General features: G+C 51.8%; 10 protein-coding genes and 1 other annotated feature. Of the genes, 3 read left to right on the top strand and 7 right to left on the bottom strand.

Features of this window, described 5'->3' with window-relative positions; translation table 11 throughout:
• Window positions 1-71: 71 nt before the first annotated feature.
• Window positions 72-2,201, top strand: a complete 2,130-nt coding sequence (locus tag AC0YNS_RS24045) for a CBM96 family carbohydrate-binding protein (protein ID WP_475783476.1) — start codon at window positions 72-74, stop codon at window positions 2,199-2,201.
• Window positions 2,202-2,665: 464 nt separating this feature from the next.
• On the opposite strand, the gene AC0YNS_RS24040 is transcribed toward AC0YNS_RS24045, so the two are convergent.
• The 5 genes from AC0YNS_RS24040 to AC0YNS_RS24020 all read right to left on the bottom strand — a co-directional run bounded on the left by AC0YNS_RS24040 (window position 2,666) and on the right by AC0YNS_RS24020 (window position 12,120).
• Window positions 2,666-2,992, bottom strand: coding sequence for a hypothetical protein (locus AC0YNS_RS24040; protein WP_475783475.1), 327 nt, complete (start codon window positions 2,990-2,992; stop codon window positions 2,666-2,668).
• 49 nt (window positions 2,993-3,041) lie between these two features.
• Window positions 3,042-6,086, bottom strand: coding sequence for a cellulase family glycosylhydrolase (locus AC0YNS_RS24035; protein WP_475783474.1), 3,045 nt, complete (start codon window positions 6,084-6,086; stop codon window positions 3,042-3,044).
• 204 nt (window positions 6,087-6,290) lie between these two features.
• A complete protein-coding gene (locus AC0YNS_RS24030; RefSeq protein ID WP_475783473.1) occupies window positions 6,291-7,613 on the bottom strand; it encodes a glycosyl hydrolase family 28 protein in 1,323 nt (440 codons plus the stop codon).
• Window positions 7,614-7,703: 90 nt separating this feature from the next.
• Window positions 7,704-9,086, bottom strand: coding sequence for a response regulator transcription factor (locus AC0YNS_RS24025; RefSeq protein WP_475783472.1), 1,383 nt, complete (start codon window positions 9,084-9,086; stop codon window positions 7,704-7,706).
• A 280-nt stretch (window positions 9,087-9,366) separates the two neighbouring features.
• Window positions 9,367-12,120: a glycoside hydrolase family 2 protein gene (locus tag AC0YNS_RS24020; protein ID WP_475783471.1), complete on the bottom strand. Its 2,754-nt coding sequence runs from the start codon at window positions 12,118-12,120 to the stop codon at window positions 9,367-9,369.
• A gap of 116 nt (window positions 12,121-12,236) precedes the next feature.
• Between AC0YNS_RS24020 and AC0YNS_RS24015 the strand changes: the two genes are divergently transcribed.
• Window positions 12,237-13,211 carry an ArsR/SmtB family transcription factor gene (locus tag AC0YNS_RS24015; RefSeq protein WP_475783470.1) on the top strand — a complete coding sequence of 325 codons (975 nt, stop codon included), beginning with the start codon at window positions 12,237-12,239 and terminating at the stop codon, window positions 13,209-13,211.
• Between the two features lie 394 nt (window positions 13,212-13,605).
• On the opposite strand, the gene mraY is transcribed toward AC0YNS_RS24015, so the two are convergent.
• Window positions 13,606-14,559: a phospho-N-acetylmuramoyl-pentapeptide-transferase gene (gene mraY, locus AC0YNS_RS24010; protein WP_475783469.1), complete on the bottom strand. Its 954-nt coding sequence runs from the start codon at window positions 14,557-14,559 to the stop codon at window positions 13,606-13,608.
• Entirely contained in the window at window positions 14,559-15,338 is a 780-nt protein-coding gene (locus AC0YNS_RS24005) for a class I SAM-dependent methyltransferase (protein ID WP_475783468.1), read from the bottom strand. Before AC0YNS_RS24005 ends, mraY begins: the two co-directional genes overlap by 1 nt.
• Window positions 15,339-15,515: 177 nt before the next feature.
• Window positions 15,516-15,776: a binding site (T-box leader), on the top strand.
• A gap of 50 nt (window positions 15,777-15,826) precedes the next feature.
• On the opposite strand from AC0YNS_RS24005, the gene metG reads away from it, so the two are divergent.
• Window positions 15,827-17,473 carry a methionine--tRNA ligase gene (gene metG, locus AC0YNS_RS24000; RefSeq protein ID WP_475783467.1) on the top strand — a complete coding sequence of 549 codons (1,647 nt, stop codon included), beginning with the start codon at window positions 15,827-15,829 and terminating at the stop codon, window positions 17,471-17,473.
• The last annotated feature ends 168 nt before the right edge of the window (window positions 17,474-17,641 follow it).

Here is a 17,641-nt window from a genome sequence, read left to right as displayed (position 1 = left end):
AGGAGGTTGAAAGCGCTTAAATCCATAGGAAACCAAGCAGTCTTACACCACTATTCAAGGAGGCATATGTAATGCGGAAATGGCTTTCGATTGTACTGGCAATTGCCCTGATTTGGTCATTCACAGCGTATCGTGACGAATCCACGGTAATGGCCGCGACAGATATTACGTTAAACCCGGTAGCGGATACAGACACGCAAAGCGATGTTGCTGCCGGCACGAATGCGACATTGAACATCAGTCAATGGAATAACTTGTTCACCAAATTCAGCCTGTCAGGCGTACCAAGTTCCATCGCCAGCGCGAAAGTCAGAATCTATCATTCCACCCACACCACGAATCATAACCTGATCGTAAACGGTGCCTCGACCGAAAGCTGGAGCGAAGGCTCTGCCAAACCAGCATTAGGCTCCCAAATTAATACGAAAGCCGTGTCCGCTGTCGGGTACGTCGAGCTTGATGTAACTGCAGCCGTGCAGAGCAAATTAAGCACCGCAAGCTCCTCTGTCACCTTCGGCTTCAGCACGAATATCGGCTCGTGGGAAGTCTATCAATCGCGGGAAAGCAGCAACAAACCGGTGCTCGTCATTACGCCGAATACGACGAGCTCAACTTCTACGCTGAATCCTGTCGCTGACACGGATACGCAGAGCGATGTCGCTGCCGGTACGAATGCGACCTTGAATGTCAGCCAGTGGAACAACCTCTTCACCAAGTTCTCGCTTAGCGGCATCTCTTCTACCATTTCAAGCGCGAAGGTTCGTATTTACCATAACAGCCATGCCACTAACCATACGCTGATCGTAAGCGGTGCCTCGACCGAGAGCTGGAGTGAAGGCGGTGCGAAGCCAACATTAGGCACGCAAATCGCTACCAAGTCGGTTACGGCCAACGGATACGTGGAACTCGACGTTACAGCGGCCGTGCAGAGCAAGCTGAGCGCAGCCAGCTCCTCGATGACCTTCGGCTTCAGCTCCAACATTGGCGGCTGGGAAGTGTACCAGTCACGGGAGAGCAGCACGAAACCGGAGCTGATTATTACGACCGGCACCGGCGGAGGCGGCACGAACCCTCCGGGCGGCGGTACGGGAACGATGAAGATCGGAACGAACTTCTGGTTCATGGGCACGTGGAGCGGAGAAACGCCGTTCAAAACGACCGTAAACTGGGCCACTGCCTACGCAAACGGCGATGATGTGTGGAACCCGACGTTTATAAGCGAGCTCGCACCTTATTCGACGCTTCGTTTCATGGATTGGGGCGGCACCAATAACTCCAAGGTTCAAACGTGGTCGCAGCGCCGCTTGCCGAATGATTCCGTCAACAGCGACATCGGCTACATCGGGCCAACGGATCCGATCAGAGCTGGCCTTGCCTACGAATGGATGATCGATCTCAGTAACCGAACCAACAAGGATATGTGGGTCACCCTGCCGCATATGGCAGATAACAACTATGCCAACCAGCTTGCAACGTTGATCAAGTCGAAGCTCAATCCGTCGCTGAAGGTGTACGTCGAATACTCCAATGAGACATGGAACGGCGGCTTCGCACAATTCCAATATACGCTCGATCAAGGCGTAGCACAGGGATTGCCCGGTTCCAATCAGTGGTACCAAGGCGGCGCATTCAGCCTCTACAGATCGGTTCAGATCTGGAGCCAATTCGCGACTGTGTACGGCTCCGAAATGGCTGCACGCGTCGTGCGGGTCGCCTCCTTCAGCGGCAACTATGACATCTTTGATCAAGGATATGCGAATGTCGTGAATAGTACCACTTGGAATCCTACGAATCAGAAAGCCGATATGATCGCGATCGCCCCTTATGTCGGCAGCGGCTTGGACGGTGCAAGTGCCAGCATTCAAAGTCAGTTCCACGCCGATATTGATGCTACCTTTACAGATCGCGTACTCACTGCAGTCGCCATCGCGCAGAAATATAACGTGAAGCTCGGCTGCTACGAAGGCGGACAGCATGTGCTGACCAATGCCGATCAATGGAGCGGCAACCAGAACATCTACACCGAATACACGTACATGCTGAATAAGTTTGCTCCGTATTTCGTGCTCTATAACCATTATGCACATGCCGGTTCTTGGTCTTCCGGCGGCGCGTGGGGAGCCAAAGCGTTCACGGGCCAGTCCAACGCAAGCGCGCCAAAATATCGCGCCATCGTCGATTGGGTTGCCGCCCATCCTTGATGACACTTCTTTAACCGAAAAGGCGGCGCTAGGGAGATTCCCCGGCGCCGCCTTTTTGTATGTGCGTACAGTTATTGCTGCTTAATGCTCATCTCCAAAGGTGAACATGTCGTCCCATTCCTTACCTCCTATGCTAGATTCCCGCCTGTTCTGCATCTATGTTGTAATGTAACCATGTTAACGTTTTTGTGATTAATATGCTTAATTATGCGGGCATGTGAAAGATCCACACCCTCAGTGGCTGCGGATCCCCGACCACCACGTTCAAAATCGTAACGGTTGTGACAGCGCTTATTTTGCATAATTGGCCCACTTTTCTGCTCTAACGGTTGCCAGTGAGCTTATTTGGCCATTTTCCAGTCGGAATCCACCATTTTCATGCATATAGCCTCTGTCACAACCGTTAGCGGTTTAATACGCGATATTTCCACGAAATAAGCTCTCTGACAACCGTTACATTTGTGCTAATCGGACAGGTGAATGCGCATGATCCGAAGTGCGATGTCGACGACATACAGCGGAGCTTCAACGGTTAAGCTGTCACTGATACATTGAAGCCTATGTTTGCCTATAACCTCACCGGACTTCGGCTCCACCCACTCAGCCATGTATATGCCAGCTAGCAATACGAGCGATAATTTCGTCGTATGGTCTTCCGCTTTGACGGTGTAAACCTTCTTATGCCCCGTCAGAACGCCATGGTGCAGAGAAAGCCACCTTCCACGCCTTGCAGCATAATCCCAACCATTCCCCCAATCAAAATAGCTGTCCCGGGAGTGGCATAATGCCACTCCCGGGACAGCCTCGCTCCCTCATGCGGAATCCGGGACACTTCGCTTATTATTTTCCCTTTTTATCGTCCTTCTTCTCGTCCTTATCATTCTTCTCGTCTTTCTTGTCTTCCTTCTCTTGCTTCTTGTCTTCTTTCTCTTGCTTCTTCTCTTCTTTCTTGTCATCCTTCGTCACTGGCAGCATGACGATTGGTTCCGCCAATTGCACCTTGTCCTGAAGGTTATTCCAAATCATCACCTTGACCGTAAACTTCTCTGCGCGTTTCGGCAGATCGAAGCCGCTGGTGAACGTAGTTGTCTCGCCGTCCTTCAACGTTCTCGATACGGAGGACATCGCCTTCATGACACCTTTCTTGTTATACAGCGCCACAACGAGGGTCACGGGCTGAGCCGCACCATGATTCGTTGCCGTCACTTCGGCGAGCAGCATGCCTTCTGCAGGCACGCTTGTTACTACTGCGCCCGCCTCATTCTTGAATACAGCGGCATCCAGCGTCAAGCCTTGCGGTTCAGGCGTCACATCTCCCGGTTCTTCCGCTGTTTCCACCAATTGAACGTTGTCAATCAGCAAATCGACGCCCGCTGTGTTTTTCCAAATAAACACGTTCGAAGCCGCTACGCTTGCTCCCGTCTTAAACACGACCTCTTTCTTCGTCCATTCGGTCGAGTCGAACGACAGCACATGCTTGATTTGGTCAGAATCCGGTGACTGATCCGTCGGCTTGTATTGGAAACCTGCCGCGGCGCCATCCGCTTCGGTTGCTCCGCTCACCTTGCCCCAAATCGTCAGCTTATAGTTCGTGTTCGGTTTCACCGTTACGAACTGTCCGCCGCCTCCGGCGCCTCCGGCTGTCACTTTCAGTGCCTTCGAGCCGCCAACTCCTGCACCTGCCGCTGCTTCAAGACGTCCCCAGTTCATCCAAGCATCCAGATCCTTCTCGAAATCGCCATTCACAATGATTGGCGGCTGTTCGGCAAGAGACACGTTGTCGACCAGCAGATCCACGCCTGCGGCTGATTTCCATACGAATACGTTAGCTCCGGCAACGCTTGGCCCCGTCGTGAACGTCACTTCTTTCTTCGTCCAAGCTGTCGAATCAAACGACAAGATGAATTTGATTTGATCGGAATCCGGGGATTGCTCCGTCGGTTTGTACTGGAAGCCGGCATCCGCACTATCCGCCACAATTGCTCCGCTCACTTTACCCCACACCGTCAGCGTATACGTTGTATTTGGCTTAACCGTAACATATTGACCGCCGCCACCCGCTCCACCGGCAGGCACTTTGAACGCTTTCGAGCTGTCGATGCCAACGCCTGCTGCAAGCTCGGCACGCGACCAGTTCAGCCAGCCGGTCAAGCCGTCTTCGAAGTTACCATTAACCATAACAGGTAGATTAAGTGTCACCGGCAGCGTCAACGAATTATGATTGTCATCCCACACCTGTGCGCCTAACCAGCTGAGATTTGTCGGACGCGAACCGTCCAGCTTATCGACTTCCCAGCCTCCGCCTTTGGTCGTACCGGCCGTAAGATCGAATTGGTCTTCGCCTTCCCATGCCCATACTAGGCGACCGACATTACGCTGAACGGCTTCGTTGAACATCGCGGCCGTTACGTTCGTAGTTTGGCTGTCGCCTCCGCCATATTCCCCAATGATAAGTGCCAGGCCTTTGCTTGCAGCTTCATCCAGATAGTTCGCGAGCCGCTGCTGGCCATTAAACCATTCGCCATACATGTGGAGCGAGAACACCAGATTATCGTATGTTGCTGCCAGCTGCTCGCCCGTAGACAATATCGCGCTGTCAGCCGTTCCGTTTCTGAATCCACCTTCTTGGCCGTAGAAATGACCATCCAGTACGATGATATTCTCCGCTCCGATCGCTCGAATCGCGGCAATAATTTCTTCATGTACTTCTTTCCAGCGCGCAATGGATTCGCTTGTTGAATACCCTTTACCGGCTTGGCCCGGCTCGTTCATGATGTTGAACCAGACGTAGGGGTTGTCTTTGTACTTCGTAGCCAGATCGACCCAATACGCTTTGAGCTCGTCTACCGACATGGAATAACTGCCATCTGATTCCGTAACGCCGGTTTCACCCGGATATGAGCCTGTAAAATCATGATTTTCGAGCATCGTTACGACATGTCTCGAGGTGAACGCATTCACGATGCCGTCCAAGTCCATGTTATTGGTAATGTTCCAATGCTCCATGCGCGGGAACATGTTCACTCGAACCGTATTGAATTTCCATGTGTCTACAATCGTACTGACGTCTGGCAATGTCGGGCGAGACCAAGGCCAGCGCGGTCCGTTCACGTTAACGCCTTTGGCGATAAACTCGTTTCCAGTCGGATCCTTAATTTCACTCCCTTGCACTTCGAAGTTGCCCTCTGCCATAGTCGGCGTCTCTACGACCGGAACTTCCGGCTGCTCCGGCGCCGTCAATTGTTCTACACCCGCAACGACACGGAAGTTATCGAAATCAATCGGGCTGCTTCGGACACCGATTGCCATTTTGCCTGCATTATACGTGTGATCTTCGATCCGGTCATACAGCTTGGTGACCGTATTCGCTTGAAGAGCGCTCACGGAGATATGTCCGTCATCCTCTTGGACAACTTGCAACGTGGTTGTTTTGCCGCCTATTCCAAACACAATATCCGGCGCTAAGCTGGTTTCTGCATTGTTCACGATTTTCTTCAAAGAAACGTTGGTCGCATTGTTCGCTACGCTTGCATTACCCAGGAGCAATTCGTAATAGTTGCTTGCATCTTGATACCCCCAGAGCAGCCGCGTGGCATTCCAATGTCCGCTCGACAAAGGGGCCTCGACGTCGACTTGCATCGAGTAGGTACCAGTAAAGCTCTGATCGGTAATCGCCGATTGCAGATAGGCACTCCATGACTCCGAATGCAGCTTACCATTGGCGATCGAAAGCGTAGGATCCAGTGTCCAACCTTCGGCACTGCTAAAATCACTGGCAAATTGCTCATTGGAAGCGTTTGCGAAAACGGGCACGACTTGGCTAGCCAACGAGAAAACCATCATTACGGCTGCTATTATCGAGACCCACTTCTTAATGCTGACCATGTTCACCATTTCCCTTCATTTTTCGAATGACATGCTGAGACCGCAATTCTAATTATAATTTTGGCGCGGAAGTTCCCAATATGGAAAATAGTAGGTAGAACAGTGAAATCTGTCTCCTCCTTCGCTGGAAATCGTACGCAAATCTACCTTCCAATCAAAAAGGACCGCTACGCATAGGTAGACGGTCCTAATCAACGATAAGAGTTACGAAACGAATTCAATCTTCTTGCTGAGCTCCACGACCATCTTCGCTTCATTCGCGCCGCGAAGCGGTTCTCCTTGATAGGTCAGGTTACGAATTGTAACCTGCTCAATTATATGTCCGGCATCATAGCCGCGAATAATGGATACCGGAAGCAAGCCGCCTACAATCGCAACATCCTCGAAACGAATGTCGCGGACATGACCGCGCTCAGCGTCCTTCGAGTATTGAGAGAACTGCACTTTAATATCAATGAGCTTCTCGCGTGAATCCTCTACACGGATATTCTTGTACAGCACGTTATGCACATCCGCACGGTCACCGTTATGAATCGTAAAGGTTCCGCCGGACTCGTAGCCTTCGAATTCACAGCGAATGATGTCGCAGTCGCTAAATTCAACCTCGGAGATGGAAGCGCAGCGCGTCTCATAACCGATTTCGAGCGCATTGCCCCATTCCGCGTTCCAGAAGACCGATCGCGTAACACGTACATTTTTCACATCATGCAGGCCTGCCTTATGGAAATAATCGACCGCTTTAATGGCGATGCAATCGTCCTTAGAGCGGACAAACACATGATCCACCGTCACATCCTCGCAGCCAACGATATCAATTCCGTCACCGGTTCCCGCGTACGTCAGGATATTAATATTGGTGATCGCTACTTGCGTGCTGCCTGCCGGCACCACATGCCAGGTTGGACCATCAATAATCGAAATCCCCTCAATGGCCACTTGCTTGCAGCCTGCAAGAAGCATCATCAGATGCCGTTTGCTTCCCTCTTCGGCCTCTCTCCATAACGAACCGTCCAAGATCCCTCTGCCGCGAATCGCAATGTTCGATGCGTTCTCAGCCTTAATTCGTCCATGAACGACGGCACCTTCCTCTATATAGACCGTCTCTCCGTCCGACAATACGATTTCCCCGGCTTGATGGACTTCTCCGCCTTTGAAATAACGCACTAATGGATCGGCCGGGTCCGGACGTGCCTCGCGTTCAAGCGGGTTGATCCAAATAAACAGCGGCTCTCGTATGTTATCATCGAACTCTACAGACAGTTTTAGCGGCGCCTCTGCCTCGAAACGAAGCACGCCGCCGTCTTGAACCGGCTGAATCGCATGGCGGAGCGGACGAACGACAACTTGCTCAGCCGCTTGGCTGTCTTCGATTTCTACCGTGACCTTGCCTTCAGCGGACAGCATCGCATAACCTGCACCTTGACTGCTGTAAACGAATACCGACTGTCCGTTGATACGTACTTTATAACGCTCGGAAGCTGCAATTTGCGCTGCCGGAGCCTGACACTGAATCGTGGATTGCTGCATAGTTTCACTCTCCTATTGAGCTGATCATCCTATTGTAGCGAACGTCCATCGTGAAGCGTGTGCGAAACTCGTCTGCACCCTGTACGAAACTTATTCTTTGCGTACATGCTTGGGCAGCCTGCCGGTCTGCTGTTTATAAAATTTGCTAAAATATTTCTCATCCTGAAAGCCCGTCTTCTCGGCAATTTGATAGACGGGCTCATTCGTCGTAGCCAGCAGCTCGGTAGCTTTCTCGACGCGCAGGTCGTTCAGCACATCTTGAAACTGCTTGCCGACATATTGCTTAAAGCAGCGGCTCAGATAGCTGCGGTTCAAATTGATCCGTTTCGCCACCTCAGTCTGGTTCATGCTGCTTTGCAAATCGATTGAAATCATCTGCATCGCCCTCAGAATGCCGATGCATACATCCTCGGATAGCTCATGATGGCGCAGCCGTAAGCGGACAAGCCCCAGCCAGTCTGCCCATTGCTCCCAGAACAGCAGCTCTTCGGAAGCAGCCGCCCAGTCCGTCGACTCCGAGATCGATTCGAAATGCCGCCAGAGCAGGACCGTGTTCCTCAGATGCTCGATCCAAACGGAAACCGCCGGTTTGCGTTCCCGCACCTTGTCCATCAAATCGTGAAAAGCTCCGTCATGGTACACCCAGTAATAGGAGCGCCACTGCTGCTTCAGCACCTGCATAACGGCATCATCGGTGGCGACGGGCCTAGTCTCCAGCTCGATCCAATCGATTTCGTAGCCTGTCTTCTGCGACTGGAAATCGAAGAACAGCTTCTCATCCCGATACCGGGTCAGCAGCTGCACCATGACCTTCTCGGGCAAATTCCGCACGCCGCGGATCATGACCGGAATCCACTGCGTCCAGTCCATCGCGGCATACACCATTGCGATATTCGTATATTTCTGCAGAAGGTCTTCCCGCCTTACGTAAATCCCCTTCTTCTGTATCGTAATTGCCCGGCTCCTGCGGCTAGGCATCATTAACTCCAAGGGCAGCTCCCAATTTACCTCATTCATTACAGGCGTCAAGAACAACGCCCACGGCTCTTCCTCCTCCTGGTGCTGCTCTTGCAGCTCCAGCTTGCGTTTCTCCTCCAATCGAATGCGTTCGATGATACGCGCTATGGATTTGTTTAAGGTATCGTTCTCCAGCTCTGTTTTGACCACATAGTCGATTGCACCAAGCCGCACAGCCTCTTGAATATGATGAAAATCCTGATGACAGGTTAAGACGGCAATCCAAGTACCGAGATAATGTTCGCGAACCTGCTTGATCAGCTCGAACCCGTTCATCACCGGCATCGTTAAATCCGTGAGCACCAAATCCACATGGCATTGTTTCATGAGCTCTAAGGCAATTTCGCCATTAGCCGCTTCGCCGATGATCTCGATCCCGAGCTCTTCCCAAGGAATGATATGCCTGAACCCTTTGCGCACAAAATATTCGTCGTCCACGATGATCGCCTTCATCATACGATCTCTCCTCCAAGTTAATGCGTGGCTGTGTCTGATCTCCGACTGCTATGCCACCGCTTCAGACTTCACTTTTGCGAGCGCCTGATGGTCTGGATGCCAAGTTCCCCCTAAATATATATGGATCTAGTAAAGTGTTCAATAAAGAGAGGGGCGAACCCTGTTGGGTGAACGTAGGAATATTGTTGCTTTCCCTAACAAAACAAGCCGTCCCGTTGTGGGACGACTTGTTCGTCTGGTTCATATTGCTTTCTTCACATTTAATGTCGTGAATCGTCTACTATCTCAATTGTAGCAGGACATCAAAAGGATAACGACCGGCATTTCGTCCGTAGAGGGCAAGACCGCCTTGCTCGGCCTCGAACGTCAGCTTGAAGCTGCGGCTGCGATCAAGCTTCGCTGTAATTCGGCTTGGCACGGTTACGTTGCACAGGTAACCGAAGGATCCGGCTTCGTCCAGCTTGTTATGCACCTCTTGATACTGCCAGGACAGAACGCCCCGGCTATCCGCAGGGTTATCCGGAAGCAGGAACGAACCGATACGCTCTCCGTCAATGAGAACATGAATGCGGGATTCATGACGCTCTTCATCTGTCATGTAGTACGTGTTGCTGTTGCGCTCCACGTCTGCGTTAGCTCCATGCATGAAGCTAATGGTATGCGCGCGATCCGTGGCCCCTTCCACATTGCGAGCAAGCAGTCGTTTCGCGCTTGCTTCGAAACGGATATCCATATGGTGGATCACGTTCTGCTCGGCTTGGCTTGGCAGATTAATGTCATAAACGAAATGGCCTTCTCCGCCGCCGTTTGTTTTGAAGCCTTGAATTGCGTTCCACTGATAGGTAAAGCTTTGCTCAACGAATGACGTAACCGGTACATTGACGAAACGGCCTTCTGCATCGTAAACGCCATCTTCGCTTCCGCTGCGCACATCGAACGTAATGAAGTTGCGCGTTACAACTTTACCGGAGGCGTCTTTCAGGGATACCGCCAACACGGCAACTGCATCCTGTTTCGGCATCGTAACGGTAAGCGGCGCGTCAATTGCTGTTACACCGAAGCCATCCCAGTTAAGCTCGACTGTACCTTGATCAGCAACTGTGCGGATACCGAGATTGTCATACCACAGCTCATAGCTCAGCTGCAGCTGTTGTCCGTGATAGTGATCCGAATAGCTGGAGCGCAGCAGCGGAACAGCAACCTGCGTGCCTGCTTGAAGTGTCTGACATGGCGGTGCGTCAATGACGATAAAGTCTGCCGTATGCAGATCGGCAATCGACATACCCGGTACAAACTCCTCGTAGCCGAAATATTTGTCCGTTCCATCCAGGCGGTAGTAGCCGTTAAACTCATTCGTCACATCGCGGAATTCCGTGAATACGAATCCGCACATCTTGTCATGGCGGCGGAACTCGTTGAGCATATACCGATAATGCCAAGCAAGGTCGCTGTCGCCTGCGCCGCTGGTAAAGCCCCAAACATTCCCGCACTCACTGTTGATGAGCGGAGCATCGCCTTGCAGGTTGCCGCCGATATAGTTGAAATCTGAGCCCGGAAAGGTTTTCTCCACGATCTCGGTTACATGCTCGCGCACCTGTTCATAGCCGTTGATATAGAAATGCCATGAATTCAAATCCGACTCGACATGGTCATAGTTGCATGGGGAGTTATCTTCGATGATCCGGGATGGATCGGTCTGCTTGGCCCAGTGGTAGATTTCGCGTACCCACTCCTGCGTTTGCGGCAAATACGAGCTCGGCTGGCCCGGCTCCCCCGTTAACCCGCCCCCTTGCGGGTTGGTCTTCAGTCCCCAAGTTTCGTTGAACATGACCCAGCAGAAGATGGATGGATGGTTGTAGTCACGGTCGATAATTTCCTTGGCTTCACTCTCATAAGAAGCGCGCGCCGTCTCATCAGGGTTGCCCCAGAAGCATGGCATATCTTCCATAACCAGCATACCGAGCTTATCCGCCCAGTACAGCTTGCGCGGCTCTTCCGGTTTGATATGAATACGGACCATATTTAGGCCAAGGCGTTTCAGCAAGTAAATTTCATCGTGCATCTCTTCGTCGCTTGGATAGGTAAAATAACCGGTTTTGTGGAACGACTGATCCAGTGTGCCGTTCAAGTAAACCGGCTTGCCGTTCAGCGTAATCCAGCGGTAGGAGCGGTCACCGAACAATGCCGTTCCGAATTCACGAATACCGAAGTACGTGGAAACGGTATCGGTGCTTGTGCCGCTGCTGAGGGTAAGTTCACCTTCATACAGATACGGTGATTCCGGGCTCCACAGCTGTGGGTCGCTTACTGTGAAGGAAACAGTGATCGCATTGCTGCCTGCCTCGAGCTGAACAACTGCTGTATGCTGCACCGACTGATCAGCAAAGCTGAATAGCAGAGTCGCTTCTCCGGCTTCCTGCGCAGTAATCGCAGCATTCACTTCAACGGTGCCGTCTATTTTGGTAATGAACTTAGCCGATTGGATATATGCCTTCGGTCTTGCTTCCAGCCATACCGGCTGCCAGATTCCGCGTATTTCGCCATATCCCTGCTTGCCCCGTGCTTGCGAGCTGCGGTCGAAGTCTTCTGCGCGTACGACGATCGTGTTCTCCGCATCGTTTCTCCACACCGTGCTGACTTCGAACTCGAAGCTGCCATAGCCGCCGGCATGAGAGCCGACATGAACGCCGTTCACCCATACATCGGAGCGATAATCAACGGCGCCGAAACGCACGAATACGAGCGATTCGCTCTCTGCCGGCGCCCACGCTACAGTCTTCTTATACCAGCCTGTACCGGTATCATTACGGCCAATACCCGACAACGGACTGGACCATGAGAAAGGTACCGTAATTTCGGAATCAAATTGAGCTGTAGGCTGCAGGGACGCGTAATCGCTTACATTCTCTTCAGTATCTAGGCGGAAATCCCATACGCCGTTCAGATTCAGCCAATCTTGACGCTGCCAATCCGGACGCGGGTACTCGGGACGCGGCATTTCTGTTTGTGCAGATTTCAAAGCTTGAGCAGCCATTAGGGAAGCACAACCTTTCAGATGATGGATTTGGAATTGCCATCATTTTAGCATTCGTATATGATTTAATCAATACGTATTATGTTTTTACAATACACCAATTATAGAGTACACTGGTGATAAAGAAAGAACTGAACGATGAAGGGTTGAAACTGCTCATGAGTGAACTCAAACAAGATACCATTCGATATCCCTCCACCCGCCTGATCGATGTGGCCAAAGCGTTGTCCGGTGACGTTCGCGTCCGCATCCTGGAAGCGCTGGGCGAGAAATCAATGAGCGTCAGCCAACTCGCCGAAGCGCTCGGCGTCGCGCAGCCGACCATTTCCGTAAACGTGCAGATCCTGGAGAACGTCGAGCTCATTACTTCCACGCTCGGTGCGAGCAGGGAGAAAATCTGCTCCGTCACCTGCCGCTCCATTCAATTGGATTTGCCCGTCAAGCTCGGCGAAGGATTGCTTCGCACGGAGGAACTTCGCATGCCGATCGGCATGTACGCGCACTGCTCCGTTCAACCTACATGCGGTATCGTCACTCGCGATTGCACGCAGCTGGGCTCCGTTGATGATCCTCGTGCCTTCTACTTGCCTGAACGCGTAGAGGCTTCCTTGATCTGGTTCGCCGGGGCTGGTTATGTGGAGTATTATTTTGCCAATCCGATGCCGCCCGGCGTTGCGATTAATGAGCTGTGGTTCAGCGCGGAGCTGTGTTCTGAAACAGCGGGTTTCCAGATGGATTGGGCTTCCGATATTTCCCTGCTCATTAACGATCAGCTTGTCGGCACATGGACAAGCCCCGGCGATCTCGGCGACCGCAAAGGCAAGCTGACCCCGGACAAATGGAAGAGCGGCACCGAATACGGCAAGCTGACCGAGTGGCGCGTTACCGCATCCGGCAGCCAAGTGAACGGCGAAGTGACGGCGCAAGGCACGACGCTTGCGTCACTTGGTCTCCAATACAACAAGCCGATCCGCGTCAGGCTGGAAGTATCCGAGGACGCGGTCAACTGCCGCGGCCTTAACCTCTTCGGCGCCGACTTCGGCGACCACCGGCAGGATCTGCTGCTGTCGTTTATCCGCTACGTGGAATAGATGACGCCAAGAAGGACTGACTCAGAAGTACGCAGCCGCGACTTTTGGGACAGTCCTTCTTCGTGCCGGCTCTGTGCGGGCTCTTCCCGGCTGGCTGCATGCTTGCTCCGGGCGGGAATGTTGCACAATATGCAACAAATCAGACGATCCAAGCACGAAATGCTGCAATTGTTGCATGGAATGCAACATTTCTCAGCAGATGAGCTCCCAGAGGCCCTCTCTTGTTGGGAATGTTGCATATTGTGCAACATCTTCAAGAATTGGACTAGTTTTACTCCATTATGTTGCACATTGTGCAACATTCAACAGCTAACGCATCACATCTGCTTCCCATCCCAGCTATCCGCGCCACGTGACAATACGAAAGGCTGCCCCTCGGCAGCCTCTCGCATCCTCACATCACATATTTCCACAGCAACCACGAAACAAACGCTGCCAGCCACGACACAAACCCGAAGATCATGACGATTTTGTTCTCGCTCCACCCATATTTCAAGCTAAAATGATAATGAATCGGAGCCATGCGGAAGATTCGCAGCTTCGTCTTCTTGTAATACCACACCTGCAGAATCACAGACAGCTGCTCGGCCAGATAGATAATGAACAGAATCGGAATCAGAATCTCTACCTTCTCGATGACTGCTAGGAAGGTGAGTGAACCGCCTATCGCAAGTGAGCCCGTATCGCCCATAAATGCTTTTGCAGGGTAAATATTATAGATAAACAGTCCCAACAGACAACCGATCATGACCAGAGAGAACGTCTGCACTTCGACTCTCTCGGAGATAACGAAGAAGAAGAAAAAGGTCGGGATCGCAACGTTAATCAACAGCCCGTCCAATCCATCGGTAAAGTTAATGGCATTAGCCGAGCCCACAATGAACAGCAGCATGATCACCAGATATAGCCACGGCGGTAAGTCCAGCGAGAAGCCCCGAAATATCATAATATCGGTGCTTAACTCGAATTGCTGAAGCAATACAAGCAGCAGCATACAGGCAAAGGTGAACTGAAGGACCAGCTTCATTTTGCCGGAAATGCCTTGTGGATCTTGAAATGCAGCCTTGCGAAAATCATCCAGGAACCCCACGATGCCGAATAAAACAAACGTTGTGCCAATAAACAGCACCATCGGCTGGGGATGCACGTAGACCGATACCATAATGCCAATTAACAGGATTAATCCCGACATCAGCGGCGTACCGCGTTTCGCTTGATGATCCGGCGGCAATTCTGCACGTATCGGCTGCGTTAGCTTCAGCGTGCGCAATCCCCAGATGAGCAGCGGAGTTAGCAGCGCAACAAGAAGGAACGATATCCCTGACGCGCCTAGTATAAAAATATCCATTAGCTCGGTTCTCCTTCGACCCGGGATTTATGACATTTAATAATGAGCGTTGATGGGATGATGCGTGCCTTTGTTCCGGAGTACCATTTTGCCGGATTGACCGTGTCTCCTTCATCCACCTCAGACTCTTCAATAACAGCATCGATGACGAATCCGGCGCGGATCAAGGCGTTGATGAACGTACTCACCTTCCGATTGTGCATCACAATCGGTGTACCTCGCCAAGCCTCATGCCGTTCGAAGCTCTCTGACACATAGGAGCGTCTGAATTTCAACACTTCATCGCTGTATTCCACCACACTATGTACGGGATGCTCCCAGCTAAACACGAAGATGCCGCCCGGCTTCAAGCTTCTGTGAATATGACTTAACGTCCGCGGCAAATCCACAGTCCAGCCGAGTGCATAGATCGATACCGCTTTGTCAAAATAGTTCTCCGGCAGCTCCGACATCTCTTCCATAGGCGCTTCAATGAGGACGACCGGCTTGTCCAATTTAGAGACAACCTGCTTAGCCGTCTCAATCTGGGCACCCGACAAATCAACGCCCCAGAGCTCGCGCGCTCCCCGGTTGGCCAGGTATTCCAACGTATGCCCGCTTCCGCAACCTACTTCGACGATCGCGCAGTCTGCTATCGTCCCTAGCAAGTTTAATTCTTCCTCCGTGAGGGCGTAGGCACCATAGGATAGACGTTCGAATGAGCCTTCAAAAAACTGATTCGCCACTTTATTCCAGCCTTCTTTGTTCATTTGAATCATATCCTTGTGCTGCTGCAGCATGCTATGATCCCTCCGCTTTGTTTGGAAGTCTACCATCCTAAATGCTAGCATTATATGGAAAATAGGCGCAAGAGCTAATTCGCACAATTCGATTCGGAGCGGCATATTGTACCCTCATAAGAGTTCTTGACTTGGAAAATATTGTGTACTATAATCTCGAATAAGCTGAATATTCAAATAAAAGCTGTGAAGAGAAAGAGTATCGCGTTGATGTCTTTAACAGAGAGCCCCGGCCGGTGCGAAGGGGTAAAGAATAACCGCGAGAATATGGTCTCTGAGCTGAGCACCGAACCCTCAATGGGCGTAGGCTGCGCCGGATCCTGCACCCGTTACCGTGCTAGGGTATACTCGCAAACCGCGACGTACCCGAAGAGGTGAATGCTGCGAGGCGTTCATACAATTGGGTGGTACCACGTGAGCACAGCTCTCGTCCCTTCGGGACGAGGGCTTTTTCTGTTTTCTGTTTTCTATAAAAGGAGGGAATGTGGATGGCACCTGTATTTATTGGCGGCGCTTGGCCGTATGCGAATGGTTCCTTGCATTTGGGGCGATTGGCGAGCTTATTACCCGGAGATGTTCTGGCACGCTATTACCGTTCCAAGGGCGAGCAAGTTTTGTACGTATCAGGAAGCGATTGTCACGGCACTCCTGTCGCGGTTCAAGCGATTCAAGAAGGCGTCAAGCCGAGTGATATTGCGGACCGCTATCATCAGGAATTTGCCGATTGCTTCGCACAGCTTGGCTTCACCTATGACCTCTATACGCGGACGGATCAGCCCTTCCATCATCAGGTCGTGCAGGAGATCTTCCTAAAGCTGCTCGAGAATGGCCATTTATATAAGAAAACGATTCAGCAGACCTACTGCGAGACGGATAGACGGTTTCTGCCGGACCGCTACGTAGAAGGCATATGTCCCGTGTGCGGGAGCCGCGCCAGAGGTGATCAATGCGATGCTTGCTCCACCATACTCGACCCAGCGGATCTATTGGATAAGTCATGCAAAATTTGCGGCAATCCCCCTACCGTACGACCTACGGAGCACTACTATCTCGCGCTCTCCCGTTTCCAAGATGAGTTGGCGGCCTATGCTGACAAGTCGCATGGATGGCGAGAGAACGCCGTTCAACTGACTAGGCGTTACTTAGAAGAAGGCCTTCTTGATCGAGCGGCAACGAGAGATCTAGACTGGGGGGTCGATGTACCGATTGAAGGCTTCAAGGATAAGAAAATCTATGTCTGGATCGAAGCGGTCAGCGGTTATCTCTCGGCCAGTAAGCAGTGGGCTGCTGAGACCGGCGGAAGCTGGGAGTCCTTCTGGAAGGATGGAGGAGCGACTATAACGGCTTATTATGTGCATGGCAAAGACAATATCCCCTTCCATACGTTAATTTGGCCTGCCGTACTTCTGGGTGGAGGCGGACTGCATGTGCCGGATCGGATTATTTCCTGCGAATACATGACGCTGGAAGGGAAGAAGTTCTCGACCAGCCGCAATTGGGCGGTCTGGGTGCCTGACATCATGAGCCGGTATCAGCCGGACTCCATCCGTTATTTTCTCATCGCCAATGGCCCTGAGAGACGGGATACGGATTTCTCTTGGCGGGAGTTTATCCACAGTCATAATGGGGAGCTGCTCGGCGCATTCGGTAATTTCGTGAACCGCACGCTCGCTTTTATCGCCAAATCATTCGATGGACGCGTTCCCGCAGGCGAGCTTAGCGAAGAGTGGAAGCAGATTCTTACGGAGCTGTACCTGGAGTCCGGGGCTCTAATTGAAGAAGGCCGCTTGAAAGAAGCGCTGGAGCTGATCTTCGCTCAAATCCGGCAGGCCAACAAATATTTCGATGAGCAGAAGCCATGGGTACAGATCAAGGAGAATCGGGAGGATTGCGGCTTTACACTTCATACCTGCGTAGGGATCATAGCGAATTTGGCCAATCTGCTGCAGCCGTTCATCCCCTTCTCCTGTGAGCGTATCCGAACCTTCCTCTCCCTCGGGCAGCCTGCTTGGAACCTTATTACCGTTCCGGCTAATCAGCAGATTCAGAGCTTATCGCTGTTATTCGAACGCATTGATCCCAAACGCATTGAGGAGGAAGAAGCGGCTCTATTGAATAGCCGGGCTCAGCTGTAGCTTTAGCTGCAGCTGCAGCTAATGCTGGATCACCTCGCAAGTATGGCGTATCCGTTTGTGGTTCCCTTTTATGCAACTCCTAACCGAATGTGGGGGCCCCGTTTGTTCAAATGCTGCCTTTTGTGCAACATTTCCTTCGCAAAAGTGGATCATCGGGGAGATGTTGCA

This window comes from Paenibacillus sp. J22FR21 (assembly GCF_056269135.1).
Note: the sequence above shows the minus strand (reverse complement) of the source record. Positions and strands in the feature narration are given on the sequence as shown.